Here is a 19,869-nt window from a genome sequence, read left to right on the forward strand (position 1 = left end):
TGACTGGCGTCCATGACGTGTCGATGACGTGTCCATGACAACGTACCGCCGCAACATCGGCGAAATCGTTATTGCCATAGCATCGGCTCCGATAACGACCGGCTTTTCGAAAGGCGTCGAGATGGATTACCAGCTGTTCACCAAGAAGTTGGTTCTGCCCGCGGGGTTCAAGGCCCCGGCGGCGCTGGAATACGAGGAGCTCAGGGCGAAGCCCTTGAGCAAGGCGGATTTGGACGCCGATCTCGCCGCCGTGAACTCGAGTGTCGACATCATTCATCAGAGTCGTGGCGGGACGTGGCCAGAAGGTCAGATCACCGAGGCGTACAACTTCCAGGACCTCGTGTGGCACGAGCGCGAGTTCCGTGAAGGCAGCTCGTTCGCCTACGTCGTCTATGACGCCGACAGCCGCTACATCGGATGCTTTTACCTGAACCCGATGGGCCATTCCGGTAATCTGACCGAGGAGCTTGCTCGCTACGACGTCGACGTCGATTGGTGGGTGACGACGGATGCTTATGCACAGGGTTATTACCAGAAGCTCTACTCAGCCGTTGAGGCCTGGCTCGCCAAAGACTTTCCGTTTAGCAACATCCATTACGCCAACGCGCTGTTGCCGGACTGAGCTAGCCGGTATGGACGGCCCCGGTGTCTGCGACCTCGAACGCCGATCCCGGAACGTGCTTGAGTTGGTCGAGGTCCTCATCGTCCCAGCGGGCGTCTGTGGCGCCGGAGACGTACCAGTTCGAGCCGTTGTCGGCGACGATCATTCCGTAGGTCTTCAGGCATTGCAGGATGACACGCGCCTCGCCGCGATACGGGGTGAGGTCGAAGGAGGCCTTCAGACGAAAGCGAGCGCCCATCGGCGGCAGGTTCGGGTTGGTGGTCGAGCCGGCCTGGTGGGTCGCCGGATTGATATAGCCACGCTGGGTTTTGGCGACCGTGAACCGCAACGCGTGGTCGATGTGGCCTGATTGGACTTCGTCGAACCGGACGAGTCCGGGCAGTATGGGCAGGCCCGCCGCATCCGCTGACGTCCAACCCGCTGGACGCAGCGCGTTCGTATTCAGATTGAAGACCGCGCCCGACTGTGCAGTCCAGCCGGTGCCGCTGCGGGCAGCTCCGTATAACTCGTAAAGGTGACAGTCTCCCGAAGCGATCAGGACGTGGGCGTCGCCGCCGGCCTCGACCCTTGCGTTGGCTGGGATCGGGTACGGGCCCGGGTCGCTTTCATCGCCGTAGTCGGTAAACGTGATCTTGACCTTCGGCTGGTTGGCCGCCACCACGCTGTAGGGGATCCCGTACGACGGATCTGATCCGAAGTCCGGGTGCAGGAAAGCGGCGCCGCCGACGCTGGCGACCCAGGCTGCCGAGCGAACATTCAGCGGAGACTGCGAGATGTTCTGGCGCCAGGGATTGTTCGCCGGAAAGAGTGGGCAGCCGGCGATACTCGCTCCGTTGACAACGACGCCCTTGCTGGCAGGTGGTACCTCGCCAACGGACTGGACTGGTTGCGGTTGCGCAGGTTGTGGTTGAGCAGGTCGTGGTTTAGCAAGTCGCAGTGCAGTCGGCCGAACCGACACCTTCGTAGGTGCCGACCGCGCCTTGGGTCTGGCGCTCGAGGTACTGGGCGACGACCCGCCGCGGCCAGGGCTGACAGAACCGTTCGGCGTCGGTAGCGCCTTGGCCTGTGTTGACCCCCCACCGGTACACGCTACGAGGGTGGTGCTCAACAACGAGGCCGCGATGCACCCTGCCAGCCAAGCCCGCCGTTGCATCCGAACAGTATGGGGCTAGCGACGAGGCGCCCTTTACCGAGGCTTCGGTGGCCAGTGGTCGAGGGGGAGTGGGCCGCGGCTGGTGATCGTCCGAATCGCAAATGAGCTGCGGGCATCGGTGACCGGCCCGATGGCTAGAAGATGATCGAGTAGCAACGCTTCGTACTCGCCAAGGCTCGGAATGACCGCTTCCACCAGAAAGTCGGCGTCACCGGAAACCAGGTGGCAAGAGACCACCGCCGGGATGGCGACGAGCGCGTCCTCAATCTCCCTCGAGGTCGCCCGCGAGTGCTGATCCACCTTCAACGACACAAAAACAGTAAGGCCAAGGTCAACGCGGTCGCGATCAAGCTCGGCGCGGTAACCGGCGATGATGCCGCTGTTTTCCATCGCCTTGGTGCGGCGCAGGCAGGACGACGGCGATAGGGACACCTGCTCAGCGAGGTCGACATTGGGTATCCGCCCGTCCCGCTGGAGTGCATCGAGGATGGCGCGATCAGTCGAGTCATAGCTGAAACTTGGCATGACGCTCATCTTATTCACGAGTTGACAGAATTTTATTGCGCTCAGGGCATTGGCCGCGCCATTATTTGCCAGCGCGTGCCGCCCGTTTCGGGAGAGGCTGGCGTCATGCGACAGCACACCCGGCACACCCGGAACACCCTGCCACCCGCGTCCTCCCGGGCCCATCTCTCGACCCGGGGCGCGATCGCGATGTACGTGGGCGCGCTACTCGGTCCAAGCCTGCTGCTGTTGCCCGGACTCGCGGCCCGGATCGCCGGGCCGGCGTCGCTGCTGGTGTGGGTCGGTCTGCTCGTGCTGTCGGGTCTGCTGGCGAAGGTCTTCAGTGCGTTGGGGACGAACTTCCCGAACCGCAGCGGCGTGGTCGGGTACGCCGAGGCCGGGCTGGGGTTTCGTGCCGGACGCATCGTCGGATGGTGCTTTCTCGCCGGAGTGGTGATGGGGGCGCCGGTGGTCTGCCTGATCGGCGCGAGTTATGTGACCGCGCTGGTCGGTGGTGGACGGACGATGACCGCCGTAGTAGCCGCGGCCATCCTGCTCGCGGTGGTTGGCCTGACGCTGGCCGGCAGCCGTGCGACCACGAACGCCCAACTGGCACTGGTCGCCGTCCTCGTCGTGTTGGTCATGGTGGCGGTCTTCGGGAGTGCGCCTTCGCTCGAGTCGTCGAATTTCGCACCGTTCGCGCCACACGGCTGGGGATCGCTGGGATCGGCCGCGTCAGTTCTGATGTTGTCCTTCGTCGGCTGGGAGTCGGTGGCGGCCCTGACCGCGCGATTGGAGCACCCAGCCAAACAGCTGCCGCGCGTTATCGGCGCGGCCTTCGGGATCACATCCGCCATCTATCTCGGCTTGGCGGTCGCGACCGTCGGCGTCTTGGGTGAGGGGGCGGGCAGCGATGTGCCGCTGGCCGATCTGCTGCGAGTGGTCATCGGAACCAGCGGGCCGATCATCGCAGCGGTCGCGGCGGTGAGTCTGACGCTGGCCGCTACCAACGCCTACCTCTCGGGTGCGGCCGAACTCGCCGCCGAGCTGCGGGCGCATCGTGACCCAGGGCTGCCGAGACCCAATGCGTACCGCCTCCAGTTGAGCATTCTGGTGGTCGGGCTGGCGGTGCTTGCCATGACCGGCGCCGGCGTCGTGAGTACCTCAGAGCTCGTCGCGCTGCCGACCAGTCTCTTTCTAACCGTGTATCTGGGTTGCACGGCAGCGGCCACCCGAATCTGCGCTGGCGCCACCCGCATCGCCGCGATCATCAGCTGTGTCGCCGTTGCCGCGGTCCTGTGTTTCGGCGGCTGGACCCTCGCGGTCGTCGCCGCGATCATCGTGACCGCAGGACGCGGCAGACGGACCGGTCGTGCCGCGTACCTAGCTTGATGAACTGGCTCACACCTTGTCTACTCCGTTTATAGGGATGCTATGGTTACGCCCGTGGATCTCACCGTTCATCTGGTTACGCGCGGGCATATTGACCTGCTGCGGGTGAGTTCTGCCTGTTGTCGATGCCGCATGCACTGATTCACGGCACCCGACCGAGCTAGCGCCCCCGTCTGTCCGCTCCTGATCTTGGAGCCGGTCATCTTGAGGTACGGGGGTCAGCCCCTGCGCGCCGGAATCCGAGCAACGCAGCTTCAACAATCCATCGTGCGACACAGTGAATTCCGCGGAGCGAAGCATGAGCATTCTCGATCAAGCCACTCAGCTGCAGACCCAGCCGCCTCCGACCGTATCCGCCGCCACGGCGGTATCCGATGCAACTGCGCAGCGTGATCACGCCGCCTTCCAAGCTCGCGATCCGGGGCCCGCCGTCATCGAGACGGTCTCGTTGTCCGGCCAGCCGGTCCGACCGAGGCACCGATACCGGGCGGTACTTCGTGGCCTGCGGCGCCTCACCGGCGTCGTGCTCGTCATCGCGCTATGGCAGGTCCTCAGTTCGTCGGGGCGGCTGCCCCCGACCGTGGTGGGCCCGCCGATGGCGGTGCTGCGCGCGGCCCGGCACCTGATTGCCGACGGCGAACTCGGGTCTGCGGTCGCCACGTCGTTGCAGCGCGTGGCGCTCGGCGTCTTGCTCGGCGCGGTGGTCGGGATCTCGCTTGCGTTGATATCAGGCCTGAGCCGTCTCGGCGAGGACGTCGTCGATGCACCGGTACAGATGCTGCGTACCGTCCCCTTCGCAGGTGTCATTCCGCTGCTGATCATCTGGCTGGGTGTTGGCGAGACGCCGAAAATCGTGTTGATCGCCCTCGGTGTCACCTTTCCGCTCTACCTCAACCTCACGGCCGGGATCCGCGCGGTCGACCCCGCCCTCGTCGAGGCGGGGCGAACGCTGGGGCTGTCTCGGTTCGGGCTGATCCGAAACGTGATCCTGCCGAGCGCTTTGCCACAATTACTCACCGGCCTGCGGTTCGCCCTCGGCATCTCCTGGCTGGCCTTGGTTTTCGCCGAGCAGATCAGCGCCACCAGCGGTCTGGGATATCTGATGATCTCAGCTCAAGAGCTGCTGCAGACTGACACCATCGTCGTCTGCTTGGTGGTCTACGCGTTGCTCGGCCTCGCTGTCGACCTGGCGGTCCGGATACTCGAACGACTGCTGCTCGCCTGGCGCCCACGCGCGATTGGAGCCTGAGGTGACCCAGACGACTGATGCGGCCGCGCTGGACGAACTTCAGACACCTGCCCAAGCCGTCGAGCTGAACAAGCTCGGACGCAACTTTGGCGATACCCGTGTGCTGACCGACTTGGATTTGAGCATTCCTGCCGGCGAATTCGTCGCCCTGCTCGGCGCGAGTGGCTGCGGCAAGAGCACGCTCTTGCGAATTCTGGCTGGCCTCGACGCAGGCATCACCGGTCAGGTCGAGGTCGCGCGAGCACGCGCGGTGGCATTCCAGACGCCGCGGCTACTGCCCTGGAAGCGAGTCTGGCGAAACGTCGTTCTGGGTTTGCCCAAGGCCAACAAGGCTGACGCGGTCGCGGCTCTGAGTGAGGTCAACCTGGCGCACCGGGTCGATGCGTGGCCGGCCACCCTGTCTGGCGGCGAGGCGCAGCGCGTCTCGCTGGCTCGAGCGCTGGTACGTAGCCCAGACCTGCTCCTGCTGGACGAGCCGTTCGCCGCGCTCGATGCATTGACCCGGCTGACCGCGCAGGAACTGGTGGTCGAACTGTGGCGCAAGCACTCTCCCGCCGTGCTGCTGGTAACCCATGACGTCGACGAAGCGCTGCGCCTCGCTGATCGGGTTCTCGTAATGGATTCGGGCAGAATCGCCCACGATGTGCAGGTCGATCTGCCGCGCCCGCGCCAGATCAGCGAGCCGGGTTACGCCCCGCTGCGCCAGCAACTGCTCGACTGGCTAGGGGTGCACGCATGAGCCGCAATAGCTCGACATCGGCGATCAAAGGCGAGTTGACCAACACTGAATTGACCGCAGACGTTCTCATTCTCGGCGGCGGTCCGGCCGGAACCTGGGCCGCCATCTCAGCAGCTCGGTCCGGGGCCCGCGTTGTACTTGCAGACAAAGGCTTTGTCGGAACGAGCGGTGCCGCGGCAGCCGGGGGTAACAACCTCTGGTACGTGCCTGCCGGCGGCGACGGCCGTGAGCAGTCGATCCGTCGACGCGAGGTCGAAGGCGGTCACCTCAGCGACCGGGACTGGATGCGGCGGACGCTGGACGCGACCTGGGCCGGTGTCGATCAGCTCGCCAGGTGGGGCTACCCGTACCCGACGGACGACACCGGGACGGTTCGCCGAAGCTCGCTGCAGGGTCCGGAGTACATGCGCCTCATGCGCCGCCAGGTTCGTCGCGCCGGAGTAACGATTCTCGACCAGAGCCCGGCGCTGGAACTGCTCGTGGACCGCGACGGTGTCGTCAGCGGCGCGCGCGGCGTGCACCGCCAACGTCTGAACACGCCCTGGGAAGTATCAGCGGGAGCTGTTGTGCTGGCGACCGGTGGGTGTGCGTTCCTGTCCGGCGCACTCGGCTGCAATCCCGATACCGGAGATGGGCATCTGATGGCCGCCGAGCTTGGTGCGGAACTCTCAGGCATGGAGTTCTCCAGCAACTATGGGATGGCGCCGGCCTTCGGGGCACAGACCAAGGGCCGCATGTATCAGTTCGCTCGCTACTACAACGCAGACGGCTCGCTCCTCGATGTGCCGCCGGGCTTCGCCGGACGCCAGGCGGTGCCGCGGGCGACGGTCACCCAAGCCGTCTACGCCCGTCTTGATCTGGCACCCGAATCGATGCATCATCACATGCGCTGGGCTCAGCCGAACTTCTTTCTGCCGTTCGACAAAGCCGGTGTGGACCCGTTCAACGATCTCTTTCAGATCAGGTTCGTCCTCGAGGGCACGGTCCGAGGAACCGGTGGCCTGGCGATCGCGGACGAGGGTTGCCAAACAACGGTTCCGGGCCTGTTTGCAGCCGGTGACGCTGCAACCCGTGAGCTCATCACCGGTGGCCGAAGCGGAGGCGGCAGCCACAACGGCGCCTGGGCCATCTCGTCTGGGACGTGGGCCGGGCAGTCAGCCGCCGTCTTTGCCCGCCGCCCGCGGGCCGCAACCGCCGAGTTGCAGCGCGCCGGACAGCACGGTCTCAACACCGAGGCCAGCGCTGTCGAAGACACAGCAGCGCGCGCCAAGGCTGCTCAGAGGGCCGCTGAGGAAGCCGCTGAGGAGGTGGTGCGACGGGTGCAGTCCGAGGTGATCCCGATCGAGAAAAACATGTTCCGGACGGAGGCGGGCTTGCTCGACAGCCTTCAAGCGCTGGACGGGTTGTGGCGCGAGGAGGTGCCGACGCTCGGCGGGGGCTCGCGGCCACAACGCGCCAGGGAAGCGGTGGCGATGGTGGCGCACGCACGCTGGATGTACCGGGCCGCCCTCGCACGCAAGGAATCTCGTGCGATGCACCACCGCGATGATGCACCGGAGACCGACCCGAATCAGGCTCGCCGGATTCGGGTGGGTGGCCTCGATACCGTGTGGGTCGCAGCCGAAACTGACCGGGCCGAGGCGCTACCGACCGCGGTGGAGCTTGCCTCGTGACCAGAATCAGCATCGGGACCAGAACCGTGAGTGGGACCGCATGATCGAGATAGTGTCGGCCGAGCGATGCATCGACTGCAACAAGTGCGTGGAGGTCTGTCCGACGAACGTCTTCGACGAGATTCCCGGCGCCCATCCGGTCATCGCTCGGCAATCGGACTGCCAGACCTGCTTTCTCTGTGAGGCTTACTGCCCGGTCGACGCACTGTTCGTCGCGCCCCTGGCCGGCCCGGCAGAGGCCGATTCGCCGTACCGGGACGAGCCCGCACTCGTCGAGGCCGGCCGGATGGGCGAATACCGACGCTGGATCGGTTGGGGCAATGGACGAAAGCCTGGCAGCCTGCGCGATCGCAACCCTGACCTTCCCGAATTGGCTGCGCTACATGGACATCCCGTCGACGTCCAGTAGCCAGCAGCAGCCCGCCGGGCGACCCGCTCGACGGAACCCTCAGCTCATCAACCACCAACGAGAGTCGATTTCACCATGTCTACTGCATCATTGACCTACAAACACCTCAAGGCGTTTGCATCGCGCCGCCGGCTGTTCGCCGCCGTCGTGCTGCTCATAGCCGGTGCGCTGGCCCTCTCGGGTTGCTCCAGCAAATCGGGCGCCTCGAGCGACGGGCAGGAGTCCTTCACTCTCCGGGTCGGCTTCATCTCCAACACCCCCACGCCCTCAGGGCCAGAAGGCTGGGCCAACCAGAACGGTTCGCTGCTCACCGGACTCAAAGCGGTCGGCGTATCGCAGATCAAATGGCTGCCGTTCAAGAATGGTCCAGACCTGTCGGCCGCGCTATCGGGTGGCTCGCTGGATCTGGCGATGCTCGGTGACACGCCCGCGCTGACCGCAAAGGCCAACGGCATCGATACCCGCTTGGTAAACCAGGGCGCGGTCGGCTCGGATACCTGGTTGTTTGCAAGCAAGAATGGGCCCAAGACGATCGCTGACCTCAAGGGCAAGACGATCGCGACGCAGGTGGGCAGCTACATGTACCGCTACTTGATCGCGCTGCTACAACAACAAGGCCTGTCCGATTCGGTGAAGGTCACCCACGTGTACACCACCGCGGCCCTGGCCGCGCTGCAGAGCGGTGGTATCGCTGCCTACGCTGCGCCCGCGGGGCAGCTCACCGGCGCGCTATCCAAAGCTGGTTTCCCCATTCTGGACAAGGCTTCCGTCGATCATCAGGATCTGCTTGGGACGAATGTCACGATCATCACCGGAAAGGCGCTTGCCGCGCACCCCGAACTGCCTGCTGCGTGGAACAAGGTGCGAACCGCTTCGATCGCTGATCTCACCGCGCACCCAGACACCTACTACCCGTTCGCTGCAACCGCGACGGGGACCACGGTGGACGTGATCAAGGTGTCCAACCCGATCTCGTCCTTCAAGCCTGAGCCGTTCACACCTGCCGGCATCACGCTTCTCACCGGCACCAATGAATTCCTCGCCAAGAACAAGCTGTCGAAGGGCGTCGTGGACATCGACGCGTGGAAGGTGCCGAGCAGCTGATTAGACCCAGGGGGAGTGCGTCAGCGGCCGCCGGGACGGACGAAGGGGAACGCCAGTGTTTGGCGTATCGAGGCACCGGTCAGCATCATGACCAACCGGTCGACCCCGATCCCCAGTCCGCCCGTCGGCGGCATGGCGTATTCCAGCGCGGAGAGGAATGCTTCGTCCACCTGCATTGCCTCAGGATCGCCCGCCGCGGCCTTCAGAGACTGGTCGGTGAGACGTTGCCGCTGATCTACCGGATCGATCAGCTCCGAGTAAGCAGTGCCGGTCTCGGCGCCGAAGGCTACCAGGTCCCAACGTTCGGACAGCCGGGGATCGAGGCGGTGCTTGCGGGTCAGTGGTGACGTTTCGGTTGGAAAGTCAAGGTAGAACGTCGGCATGACCGTTTGCTTCTCGACGAACTCGTCGTACAACTCGGCCACGATGGTGCCGGCGGTCGCGTCCGGTGGCAGTCTGATGTCCTTCGAATGGCACAGCTCGATCAGGTCCGTCAGGCTGGTGTCTGCGGTGATCGTCGTTCCAACGGCGTCGGAGACCGCCTGGTGGACGGTCACCGAACGCCACGGCACCGAGAGATCGACGTCCACCAATCTGCCGTCCGGGCCGGGCCGCTTGGCGATAGGCGCGCCGTGCACTGCAGTGGCCACCTCGAGGATCAGCTCCCGGGTCAAGTCACGCATGCCCAGATAATCGCTGTAGGCCTGGTACGCCTCGATCGAGGTGAACTCTGGATTGTGGGTGGCGTCGGCGCCTTCGTTGCGGAAATTCCGGTTCAGTTCGAAGACCCGGCGCATACCTCCGACCGCCAGCCGCTTGAGGAACAGCTCCGGTGCGATCCGGAGGTACAGCGTTGAATCGTAAGCATTTATATGGGTGATAAATGGCCGCGCGTTCGCGCCGCCGTGCACGGGCTGCAACATCGGCGTCTCGACCTCGAGAAAGTCCCTTCGGTCAAAGGACTTCCGGATCTCGCGGACGGCGATGCTCCGGTTCCGCATCATCTCCATCGCATCCGGATTCACGATCAGGTCGACGTGACGTAACCGCACCCGAGCATCAGGGTCGGCGAAGCCTGCATGAGCGTCTGGCAGTGGCCGTAGGCATTTTGAGGCCATTTGCCAGCCGTCGACCAGGACGGACAGTTCGCCGCGACGGGAGGTGATCACCTCGCCCTGAACAGAGATGTAGTCGCCCAGGTCAACCGTGGCGCGCAACAGGCGGTAAGCGGGGGCGTTCAGCGTTTCGGCATCCACCATTGCCTGAATCGAAGCCGGACCGTCCTGAAGCACCGCGAAGGTCAATCCGCCCAGATCTCGCAGAGCGCGCACCCGGCCGGCGATCGCGACCCGTTGCTCGGTGTGTGAATCTGGCGGCAGGTTCGCGAAGCGGGCAACCACCTCGCCGATCTCTGCGTCACGCAGCACCGATACCGGATAGGGATCCATCCCGGCCGCACGAAGGCGGTCGATCTTGCTGTGCCGGATTCGCTGCTGCTGGCTGAGTCGTCGCCGTGGCGCGGCCACTCGCGCCAGATTCTGGCGTTGTGTCTCGACGGCCTCGTCGAAGGGCATCTCCTGGCCTTCATAGCTGACCTCGCCGTCTTCGCCGCGCTCACGTGAACCGCCGATGGCAGGCAGGAAGCCCTCAGCGATGCCCGAGGCCAGCGCTACCCGGGTCAACGTCAAGGACGAGTCGTAGCAGAGATAGCGGGGTTTCCAGCGGGGGAGGTAGCGGGCGTTGGACCGGTAAAGACTCTCGATCTGCCAGAACCTGGAAGCGAAGGTCAATATCTTGGAGGTCAAGCGGACCACCGGCCCGGCACCGACCCGCTCTGCGGCGCTGAAGATGCCGCGAAACATGGCGAAGTTCAGCGAGATCGCTCGCACGCCGAGCTCGTCGCGCGCAGCGTTGACGAGTTCGGCCACCATCGCCTCGACCAGCCCGTTCTCCGAATCCCGATCGCGACGCATCAGATCGAGCGACAATCCTCGCTTACCCCACGGCACCATCGACAGCATGCCCCGAAGGCGCCTGTCTGCATCGTGGGCAAGAACTGCCACGCACGGCCCGTCTGCCGGATCGCCCAAGCGGCCGAGCGCCATCGAGAACCCGCGTTCGGTGTCGTCACCACGCCAGTCCTCAGCGCGCTGTTCGATCTCGGCGAGTTCGCTCGGTGACAGGTCGGAGTGCCGCCGAACGGTGATCGTGTAGCCGGCTCGCTGGACCCGATGGACTGCGCGTCGGACCGGCTGCATCGTCGGTCCCTCGAGGGTGAAGTCGTCCACCTCGATGATCGCCTCGTCGCCGATCGGCAATGCTTTGAGGCCGGCCGCGACGTATGCCCTGGCGCCGTCTTCGCTGGCCGAAAGGACCGCGGGGAACCACCCGAACGATCTCGCTTCGGCCAGCCATGCGTCGATGGCCGGCGCCCAAGCCGCCTGCGGTCCGATCGGATCCGCACTAGCCAGACTGACATTTACCAGCACCCGGTAAGTCACGGCGGCGGTATGTTCTGGTGCGAAGATGACGGACTTGTCGTGGCGCGTAGCGAAGTAACCGAGCGAGTCGCGCTCGCCGGCCTGCAGCAGCAGTCCACGCACCGCGAGCTCGTCCTGAGCGGTGAGGTACGCCTTCGCCCGAGCCGAGCGCAAGAAGATCAGCGCGGCCAGGATCAGCGACGCGGCTGAAATCAGACCACCGACGGCGGCGACCCAATGGTGCCCGTGTTGGCCCTTCCAGCCCACTTCGGTCGGGTCAGGTTCGACCCCGAAAGACACCCGAACTGCCCAGGCGATCTTGCGGCCGAATCCAGTCAGGTGATCGGGGAACAGGAACGTCAGCGAGATCGTGACGATCACCGACACGGCCAGACCGGCGATCAACACCCCGATCGATCGCCAACGCGCGCCTGGCTCGAGGCGGGACTGGAACGCCCGACGGCACATCCACAGCAGCACGACCAGCACGACCGTCAGGACGGCATTGACCAACAGTTCGGCGGTGTCGAGCACCTTCAGGTCTTTGGTGTCCTCGGCGTTCATCGCTATCTCGACCAACACGGCGATGAGATAACCAGCCGCCAGGACTTGAAAGGCGAGTAGCAACCAGAGCGCGACCCGCATTCGCCGTCGAACCGCCCCGCCGACGATGAACAGCAGGACGATGGAGAACAGGCTTGGGCCAGCGGGCAGGTTGACCAGGCCGAAGATGTCGTCGATCCGGTGGACCCAGTGAATCGGTCGCAAGATCAGGCTGACGACCGACCACAAACCGGCAATGATGATGACGCGACCAACCAGCGAGGCGAACTTTTCTTGCCAGCTGTTCGGGTCGACCGGACTCAACGGTGTCGTCGCGGGCGAGGCGGTCAGTGCCACAGCGCTCAGAGTGTCGGTGGCGTCGTCAGGCCCAGTGGCCTCCGGGACGCCGGCAGGACCGGCACTCAGACCCGTACTGGTCACCTGTCGTACCTCCTTTGCCCGGCGCCGGGCGGCCGTTGCCTGCAATCGTGACCGACGCTTCTCAGCCAATGCGAAGGTTACGTGAGGTTGATACCTCGGTGGAACTGTCCACTGCGCACAAACGGGTTAATGTTCGAGCCAGACAGTCGCCCAAGATCGTAGCGACGTTCGTTGTGAGGGAGGCCTGGCGATGGATGTTCTGGGCAGCCGCATCTTGCTGCGTCCGCGCGATGCCGAACGAAGCCAAGCGTTCTACCGGGAGGTACTCGGTTTGGCGATCGCACGCGAGTTCGGCCCACCCGAGCATCGTGGCCTGGTGTTCTTTCTCGGACCTAGCCTGCTCGAGGTAACGCCTGGTAACGCTGACGCGCCAGGGCTCAACCCGGATGGGATTGCGCTGTGGTTACAGGTGCGTGACGTCCGTGCTGAGCGAGAGCGCTTGGTGGCATCCGGCGTCAGCGTACGAAGGGAACCCAGACGGGAGCCCTGGGGCCTGATAGAGATGTGGATTGACGATCCGGACGGGGTGCAGATCGTCCTCGTGGAGATCCCCGCAGACCATCCGCTACGAAAAGACCAACGCTGACCGAAGTTAAATGATGAGCTGAATTCAACGCTGAGCGCCAGAAGCGGTTACAGTTCAGGTAGCGGCGCCTTCAGTAAATCGAGAAAGAGCAGTGGACGTTGATCGATGTACACACTTTGGCTGCCGAATTGGGAATATCGAGCGCGGTTGTACTTCGCGCCATCGATGAACTCAGCGGCACCACGAACTCAGCGGCACGCCTGACGACCGAACTCGCCGATCAGGTCCGAGCGCATCTGCGCGGGCCTAAAGGCGGTTTCGCCGGAGCAGGCGGCAACCCGCTGTTTTCCGTGACCCTGGAAGCACCCTCGGCGCGGCGGGCCGCGGCCGGTGGAGTTGCGCCCGCGTTCGCTCCCAGCACTGCGCAGAGCCGTCCGCGGCAGCAGGCGAAGGTCAACGACCCGTTTGCAGCGCCTGGCTCGTACTCCGTCAATCAGTCGCCCAACCCGCCGTCAGCGAGTAGCGAGCCGGTCGCTGACCCTGGGTTGGAGCAGATGCTCGCCGATCAGGCGCGCAGCGCCGAATCGATAGATCGCTGGAAAGCAGCGGGCTTGGGTGCCCACGACGCACATCTCATCGCTCAATGCGAACGGGCCGGCCTTACTCCAGAAGACCTTCGGCGTCGAGTGGACGGGCAGACGATGGCCAGTCGCCTCAAGAACGGTGAGTCGATGTCCTCGGTTCGATCTCGTATCGAACAGGGCGGCTAGTCAAGGGCGGCCAGTCAATAGCGTTGCCGCTGTCCACGGGTCTACTGCTGGAGCAAACCGACTCCGAAGGCGACCACCAGCACAGATATCGCGAGTGCGGATACCGATTCGCAAGCCATCAGTAGTTTCGCCCGTGGCGATAACGGCATTGTGTCTGTCGGGCTGAAGGCCGACGAGTTGGTCACGGACACGTACAGATAGTCTACGAAGCCCGGTGCCCAGCCGGATTTCGCTGAAGAACGTTGGGCAACCTCGGCAATGGCATCGTGATCCTCGTCCTGAGGAAAACGAAAGTCAGCCGAGGGCAACCTGGGCCTGCCCACCCGAATTCTGGTGACCGGGCCACCCCGATCGAGTTCCCAGAACGCCAGCGCGAAGACCAGCACGTTGGTCAGCCAAACCTGTCCCGCGGCGCCCAGCAACTGGCCACCTGCCACGGCTTCGCCGTTGATGAGCGAACGGACGAGCAAAATCAATGCCCCCAGATTGGAAGCGGCGATAAGCAACAACAGTGTGATGGACAACCGCCGCAGTAACCGGTTCTGCTTGCTCATCCGCCGTGGGTTGGCGGCGATCAGCGGTAGGAAGAGGATGACCTCGAGGGTGGGTATGACGAACCGTGGGCCGATCAGCAGCGAGCTGGGCAAGAGCGCGTACAGGGCGATCGCAAACAGCACCGCGATCGCAGCGGGCAACCGTGCTTCGCCCGGGTGCTTCTGGCCTTGGGCACGGTTGGACTGCACGGCACATTGATATGTCAGCGAGCCCGCTGTCAGCGGGACGCCACGCGGGGTGAGCGCAGTCGATCTGTGCGAGCTAGAGCAGGCCACGCCGCCGCATGGCGAGCAATGCCAGCCAGCCGGGGATGGCAAGTAGCCAGACCGAAACGATTCGAGATAGCAAGGCCGCGGCGGCGGCGACCGGCAACGCCATGCCGGTTGCGGTGAGTCCGGCGATCAGCGCAGCTTCGACGGCTCCCACGCCGCCCGGGGTGGGGATCAGCGACCCGGCGCTCGCCGATGCCAGGTAGATAAGGATCAAGGAGAGGTACGACACGTGCCCGCCCACCGCCGCCACACAGAAGGCAAAAGCCAGCACATGGGTAAGGGTCAGGGCCGCCGAGGCCGACAGGCCGATGGCGACCATCGATGGCCGGCGACGGGCGTGTTGGAACAGCATCCCGAGGCTCCGGTGAGCGCCGCTGAGCACGCGACGAACCAGGGTGCTGATCCGAGCGAGTAGGACGATCGCGCTCGCCAAGGCGATGATGCCCAACCCCAGCGCGCCCAATTCGACCCAACCCAATTGCGATGGATCGAGAGTGTGGGAGGTGTGCGAAAACGCCACGTCACCGGAAAGGGCGCCGATGCCCGTGACCACGACGGCGGTTACCGCGAGCTGAGCGGTCTGCGCCACCGCTACGGTGGCCAGCGCATCTGGCGTACTGGCGCCGCATCGGTTCAGGTATCGAGTGGCGATCGCCGGAGTGCTGATCGCCGAGGGTGCCACGATTCGCAAACCACTCACTGCCAGTTGTGCGCCGACGGTAGGTAGCAGCTTCAATCGCAGTGGCGTAAAGCCGAGCAAGTTGTAGGCGCCGGCGAATAGCGACAACGCCATGAACAACACAGCGAACACCAGATCCGGCCAACTCAGGCGAGCCAGCACGGTACCTAGGTCCGCGTTTCGCAGTTGTAGGGCAAGCAGGCTGGCTGCCGCGACAACTGCGCCGCCGCTGAGGATGGTGGCGATGCGCCTGGCCGCTCGAAAATCTCGAACCGTTGCCGGTTCCCTGGGCCGATCCATCATCAAGGTCACGAGGCAATACTCGCGAGCAGGCGATGCCTTGTCTGTCGGGGAATGCCCCCAAACCGAGTAGGGGTAACCCCAACTTTGCACGATCTGGCCTGAGTGGCACTCCTCGGCAGAATTCGGTCAGAATGGGCAGATGCGACGCGTCGGGGTAGAAGAAGAATTGCTGCTCGTCGATGCGGTTACCGGTGTGCCCGTCCCCGGTTACTACGAAGTCGCCGCCGAAGCGGAGCGGCGACTGGATCCACCAGCCGAACACGAACTCAAACAGGAACAGGCCGAGATCGCCTCGGTGCCGCACCACAGCCTGGCCGCCGTCGGACTCGATCTGCGGATGCGTCGCGATGCACTTCGCGCCGCCGCCGCTGAGCGTGATCTGGCGGTTGCCGCGACTGCCACGAGCCCGGTCGGTGGTCGAGCCACGACAACGGAGAACGAGCGCTACCAGCGGATGGAGACCCGTTTCGGGTTACTGGAACGGCAACAACTGACCTGCGGCATGCACGTCCATGTCTCGATCTCCTCACCCGCCGAAGGTGTCGCGATCCTCGATCGGATCAGGCCATGGCTGTCGGTGCTGGTCGCGATGTCATCGAACTCCCCGTACTGGCAAGGCGAAGACACCGGCTACGCCAGCTACCGAACGATCGTGTGGGGCCAGTGGCCGACGGCCGGGCCGAACGAGCTCTTCGGCGACGCCGACAGTTACCGCGAGCTGGTCGACGAGCTGCTCGGGTCAGGTACGTTGCTCGACGAGGGCATGATCTATTTCGACGCAAGGTTGTCGCGCAACTATCCGACGGTCGAGATTCGGGTGGCTGATGTGTGCACCTCACTCGAAGACGGTGTCACGATCGCCGGGCTCGCGCGGGCCTTGGTCGAGACCGCGAGCGCTCAGGCGTCGTCAGGGGTGCCACCGTTGATGATTCGCAGCGAGGTCCTGCGGGTGGCGAGCTGGGGCGCGGCTCGCTTCGGGTTGGACGGTGACCTGGTGGATCCGATCAGCCGCCGCGGCGTCAAGGCCGCGAACCTGTTGGATCAGCTACTCGATCATGTTCGTCCTGCGCTCGTGCAGAGCGGAGATCTGCCTTCGGTCGAAGAGGGGCTGCGCCGGATGCTCGACCGCGGGACCGGCGCTGCCCAGCAGCGCGAGGCGTTCGACCGGCTTGGCGAGTTGGGCCAGGTTGCCCTGGACGTCGTGTCCCGCACGGCCTGACTAGCGTTTTGCGACAGCCTGCTGTGCCAGTCCCTGAAGCGTGGGGTCGGCGCTGCTCGAGGCGCCAGCGGCATAGCCGGCTTCGGCTACCTGCACCTGAACCCCGTCCACCCGGGATGCGAAGCCAGCTGGCGGTAATTTGCCCGGCGCCCCGGGGTAGGTCGTTCCCTCCCGCAGCAGATCGCTGATGTTGCCGGTGCCATCGGAAGCCACCAGCGCGTTGTAGCTGTTGGCCTGGGCGGCGGAATTGAAGGTGATCGTGTACGAGGCGACGACCACTGGTCGGCCGCCGACATTGGTCGTCGAAAGTACCCGATGCACCGAGGAACAAGGGGTCTTGGCGAGAAAGGCCTGAACCTGTCCGTAAGCGTGCATGGCACAGTTCGTCTGATCGTCCGTGGTCTGTTGCACCCAGCCGTCCGGCAGGCTGGACGAAGCTGAATTGGTGTCGGTAGGTGCTGCTGCGCTCGACGTCGGGTCTGCCACCGAGCCGGTGTTCTTGTGTGGACCCTGGATGAGCAGCAGAAACAGCAGCACGGCCGCGCTGACCACGAGCCAACCAGTCACGATGATGCCGGCGATCTTCAGCCGACTGGGCCGATCATCGCGGTCGACGTAGCTATCAGGGCCGGCAGGGCCTGGCGGCTCGACGGGCTCTACCGGACCGCCGCCCCAGTCACCCTGGTAGTCGGGAAAGCCGGAGTGGGCGGGCCCCGCGCCGGACCCAGCACGAGCGTTCGCAGCGGCTGTTTCAGCCGACTCGTGGCGTCCGCTGCGACCGGGTTCGGTCTCCGGACTCCACTCCTCGTCCGGATCGGTCAGCCAACTCACGTCACATACGGTAGCTGCCCTGACCTGGCCGCGTGTGGGGATAGTGTGAGTAGGCGGCCGAACCTGCGCAATGGCGGGGCGCGACGTTGCTGACATGATGATGTGATGGGCGACGATCAGCCGGACTACGACGTCATCGTCGTCGGGCTCGGAGCGATGGGATCCTCGGCGGCATATCACCTTGCCCGCCGCGGTCTTCGGGTACTCGGGATCGAGCAATTCACACCGGCACACGCCTTCGGCTCATCGCACGGATCGACCCGTATCGTCCGCCAGGCGTATTTCGAAAGGCCGGACTACGTGCCGTTGCTGCAGCGCAGTTACGAGTTATGGGACGAATTGTCCGCATCGTTCGGAGAGCAGCTGTTCGTCAGATGCGGCGCCCTGATGATCGGGCCGCCTGAAGGCGCAGTCGTCAAGGGAACCTTGGAGTCTGCGCGTCGCTGGGGTTTGGCGCACGAGCTTCTCGATGCCACGGCCATGAAGCAACGCTTTCCGCAGTTCAACCTGCCGCCTGATCACGTGGCGGTCTTCGAGGCCAACGCCGGATTCGCACGTGCCGAGCCGAGCGTGCTGGCCAACATCGAGCTGGCGATCGATGCCGGCGCCGAACTCTGGTTCGATACCGAAGTCGAGTCCGTGCAGCTCGGCCCGGCTGGCGTCTACATCGAGGCCGCCGACGTTGAGGTGCATGCGCCGAAAGCAGTCATCGCAACGGGCGCATGGGCCAGCCGGTTGGCCAAGCTTGATCAGTTCAGGGTCGAAGTGCAACGGCAGACCGTGCACTGGTATGAGCCGCTGCCGGGAGCCGGCGCTGACGATTCTTCTCAGGAAACCGTGGACTACACCGCCTTCGAACCCGAGCGATTCCCGGTCTACCTCTGGGAGTGGCCGACTGCTGACGGCGAACCATCGACCGAGATCTACGGGTTCCCGCACCAGCCGGCAGAGCACGGCGTAAAGGTCGCGCTGTACCGAGATGGAGTTGTCACCGATCCCGATCGTCTCGATCGCGCGGTGACCGACCAGGACGCGCTTCGGCTGGCGCCCGTGCTGGCGAAATCGATTCCACAGTTGAAGGGACGGCGATTGACCGGTTTGGCCTGCATGTACGCCGGGGTTGCCGACGATGACTTCGTCCTCGGAATGCACCCTGGCTCAGCGGGGAAAGTCGTGCTCGCAGTTGGGTTTTCCGGTCACGGCTTCAAGTTCTTGCCGGTTGTGGGCGAGATCGTCGCCGATCTGGTAACCGCCGGGCAGACCAGGCACGAGATCGAGTTCCTTTCACCCGAACGGATTTCGAGGTCGTGACGCTGCGAATTCTGATCGCACCCGACAAGTTCAAAGGGTCGATGACGGCGCACGAGGCCGCCGGGGCGATGGCAAGGGGCTGGCGCTCGGTTCGTCCTGATGATGATGTGACGTTGTTGCCGATGGCTGACGGTGGCGACGGCACGGCCGCGGTGCTGGGCGCCGTTTTGCCTGATCCGCATTGGGTAAACGTGCCATCAGTAAATGCGATCGGACTGCCCCACCAAGGTCGCTACCTCAGATCGGCGGACCTTGCGGTCATCGAACTAGCCGAAATCTGTGGCATAGCAGGAATTCCACAGCCCGAGCCCATGTCGGCCCACACGATCGGCCTCGGGATCGTGATAGCAGCGGCAATTCGGGCCGGCGCTGGCCGGCTGATCATCGCCCCTGCGGGCTCGGCGTCCACCGATGGTGGAACGGGTGCGCTCGCCGCGCTGGGGGCCCAATTCGTCGGCTACCACGGGAGCTTGCCGGTAGGTGGCGGAGGCTTGACCAATCTGGCGCGGGTCGATCGGCGTCGGTTGCAGCCCGTCCCTGATGGCGGCGTCGATGTGCTCGTCGACGTCGACGCGGTTTTGTTCGGCCCCAACGGGGCGGCGATGGTCTTCGGGCCCCAGAAAGGTGCTGATGAAGATCAGCTGCGAGTGCTCGATCAGGGCCTTCGGCGATTGGCCGAGGTTCTCGGCGGCGATCCCGATCAGCCTGGCGCAGGCGCTGCTGGGGGTACTGGTTACGGCCTGGCCAACTGGGGCGCCCGGTTGGTGCCAGGGGCTGCAGCGGTAGGGGACCTGATCGGGCTACCGCGAGCGGTCGATGAAGCCGATGTCATCCTGACCGGCGAGGGACGTTTCGACGATACGTCCATGACCGGCAAGGTCTGTGGTTACGTCCTGGGCCTGGCCGGAGCGTCGCGAACCCGGTTGATCGCCGGCTCGATCGTCGGCGGTCTCGCCGAGGTGGTGCAGGACGCCGTCAGCCTGAGCGGACTTGCCGGCTCCACTGAGGCGGCCATGGCCGAACCCGAGCGATGGTTGTCGACCGCGGGCGCGCAGTTGGCCACCCAGATCGGGTCCGACGGCTAACGCTTTCGG

General features: G+C 64.7%; 19 protein-coding genes. 13 read left to right on the forward strand and 6 right to left on the reverse strand.

Annotated features, from left to right (window positions below; genetic code table 11):
* The first annotated feature begins 34 nt into the window (after positions 1-34).
* Entirely contained in the window at positions 35-622 is a 588-nt protein-coding gene (locus ACSMXN_RS00535) for a GNAT family N-acetyltransferase (protein WP_022915017.1), read from the forward strand.
* Position 623: 1 nt separating this feature from the next.
* Here the strand turns inward: ACSMXN_RS00535 and ACSMXN_RS00540 are convergent, their stop codons facing one another.
* Together ACSMXN_RS00540 and ACSMXN_RS00545 are read right to left on the reverse strand one after the other, a co-directional pair.
* The gene (locus ACSMXN_RS00540) at positions 624-1,775 is read right to left on the reverse strand and encodes a hypothetical protein (protein ID WP_196811413.1); all 1,152 of its coding nucleotides are present in this window, start codon (positions 1,773-1,775) and stop codon (positions 624-626) included.
* 33 nt (positions 1,776-1,808) lie between these two features.
* Entirely contained in the window at positions 1,809-2,300 is a 492-nt protein-coding gene (locus ACSMXN_RS00545; protein ID WP_027139865.1) for an Lrp/AsnC family transcriptional regulator, read from the reverse strand.
* Positions 2,301-2,405: 105 nt separating this feature from the next.
* Between ACSMXN_RS00545 and ACSMXN_RS00550 the strand changes: the two genes are divergently transcribed.
* The 7 genes from ACSMXN_RS00550 to ACSMXN_RS00580 all read left to right on the forward strand — a co-directional run bounded on the left by ACSMXN_RS00550 (position 2,406) and on the right by ACSMXN_RS00580 (position 8,845).
* Positions 2,406-3,671, forward strand: coding sequence for an amino acid permease (locus ACSMXN_RS00550; RefSeq protein ID WP_022915014.1), 1,266 nt, complete (start codon positions 2,406-2,408; stop codon positions 3,669-3,671).
* 42 nt (positions 3,672-3,713) lie between these two features.
* A complete protein-coding gene (locus ACSMXN_RS00555) occupies positions 3,714-3,812 on the forward strand; it encodes a putative leader peptide (RefSeq protein ID WP_455407663.1) in 99 nt (32 codons plus the stop codon).
* A gap of 157 nt (positions 3,813-3,969) precedes the next feature.
* Positions 3,970-4,920, forward strand: coding sequence for an ABC transporter permease (locus ACSMXN_RS00560; RefSeq protein WP_022915013.1), 951 nt, complete (start codon positions 3,970-3,972; stop codon positions 4,918-4,920).
* Between the two features lies 1 nt (position 4,921).
* Positions 4,922-5,659, forward strand: coding sequence for an ABC transporter ATP-binding protein (locus tag ACSMXN_RS00565; RefSeq protein ID WP_196811412.1), 738 nt, complete (start codon positions 4,922-4,924; stop codon positions 5,657-5,659).
* Positions 5,656-7,332, forward strand: coding sequence for an FAD-dependent oxidoreductase (locus ACSMXN_RS00570; RefSeq protein ID WP_022915011.1), 1,677 nt, complete (start codon positions 5,656-5,658; stop codon positions 7,330-7,332). Before ACSMXN_RS00565 ends, ACSMXN_RS00570 begins: the two co-directional genes overlap by 4 nt.
* Before the next feature lie 40 nt (positions 7,333-7,372).
* Positions 7,373-7,741 carry a 4Fe-4S dicluster domain-containing protein gene (locus ACSMXN_RS00575; protein ID WP_022915010.1) on the forward strand — a complete coding sequence of 123 codons (369 nt, stop codon included), beginning with the start codon at positions 7,373-7,375 and terminating at the stop codon, positions 7,739-7,741.
* Between the two features lie 75 nt (positions 7,742-7,816).
* On the forward strand, positions 7,817-8,845 hold the full coding sequence (locus tag ACSMXN_RS00580) for an ABC transporter substrate-binding protein (protein WP_022915009.1): 1,029 nt from the start codon (positions 7,817-7,819) through the stop codon (positions 8,843-8,845).
* 20 nt (positions 8,846-8,865) lie between these two features.
* Here the strand turns inward: ACSMXN_RS00580 and lysX are convergent, their stop codons facing one another.
* A complete protein-coding gene (lysX, locus tag ACSMXN_RS00585; RefSeq protein ID WP_455407664.1) occupies positions 8,866-12,309 on the reverse strand; it encodes a bifunctional lysylphosphatidylglycerol synthetase/lysine--tRNA ligase LysX in 3,444 nt (1,147 codons plus the stop codon).
* Between the two features lie 190 nt (positions 12,310-12,499).
* On the opposite strand from lysX, the gene ACSMXN_RS00590 reads away from it, so the two are divergent.
* Entirely contained in the window at positions 12,500-12,895 is a 396-nt protein-coding gene (locus ACSMXN_RS00590; protein WP_022915007.1) for a VOC family protein, read from the forward strand.
* Positions 12,896-12,993: 98 nt separating this feature from the next.
* Positions 12,994-13,605, forward strand: a complete 612-nt coding sequence (locus tag ACSMXN_RS00595; protein WP_027139861.1) for a hypothetical protein — start codon at positions 12,994-12,996, stop codon at positions 13,603-13,605.
* A 41-nt stretch (positions 13,606-13,646) separates the two neighbouring features.
* On the opposite strand, the gene ACSMXN_RS00600 is transcribed toward ACSMXN_RS00595, so the two are convergent.
* Together ACSMXN_RS00600 and ACSMXN_RS00605 are read right to left on the reverse strand one after the other, a co-directional pair.
* On the reverse strand, positions 13,647-14,348 hold the full coding sequence (locus tag ACSMXN_RS00600; protein WP_022915005.1) for a hypothetical protein: 702 nt from the start codon (positions 14,346-14,348) through the stop codon (positions 13,647-13,649).
* A gap of 73 nt (positions 14,349-14,421) precedes the next feature.
* A complete protein-coding gene (locus ACSMXN_RS00605; protein ID WP_455407798.1) occupies positions 14,422-15,414 on the reverse strand; it encodes a lysylphosphatidylglycerol synthase transmembrane domain-containing protein in 993 nt (330 codons plus the stop codon).
* 139 nt (positions 15,415-15,553) lie between these two features.
* Here ACSMXN_RS00605 and ACSMXN_RS00610 point away from each other — a divergent pair, with 139 nt between their 5' ends.
* Positions 15,554-16,633: a glutamate--cysteine ligase gene (locus tag ACSMXN_RS00610; RefSeq protein ID WP_022915003.1), complete on the forward strand. Its 1,080-nt coding sequence runs from the start codon at positions 15,554-15,556 to the stop codon at positions 16,631-16,633.
* Here the strand turns inward: ACSMXN_RS00610 and ACSMXN_RS00615 are convergent, their stop codons facing one another.
* Positions 16,634-17,464 carry a hypothetical protein gene (locus ACSMXN_RS00615; protein WP_022915002.1) on the reverse strand — a complete coding sequence of 277 codons (831 nt, stop codon included), beginning with the start codon at positions 17,462-17,464 and terminating at the stop codon, positions 16,634-16,636.
* A gap of 105 nt (positions 17,465-17,569) precedes the next feature.
* On the opposite strand from ACSMXN_RS00615, the gene solA reads away from it, so the two are divergent.
* Together solA and ACSMXN_RS00625 are read left to right on the forward strand one after the other, a co-directional pair.
* A complete protein-coding gene (solA, locus tag ACSMXN_RS00620; protein ID WP_022915001.1) occupies positions 17,570-18,775 on the forward strand; it encodes an N-methyl-L-tryptophan oxidase in 1,206 nt (401 codons plus the stop codon).
* Positions 18,772-19,860: a glycerate kinase gene (locus tag ACSMXN_RS00625; protein ID WP_022915000.1), complete on the forward strand. Its 1,089-nt coding sequence runs from the start codon at positions 18,772-18,774 to the stop codon at positions 19,858-19,860. Before solA ends, ACSMXN_RS00625 begins: the two co-directional genes overlap by 4 nt.
* The last annotated feature ends 9 nt before the right edge of the window (positions 19,861-19,869 follow it).

It is taken from the genome of Parajatrophihabitans canadensis, from assembly GCF_053764775.1.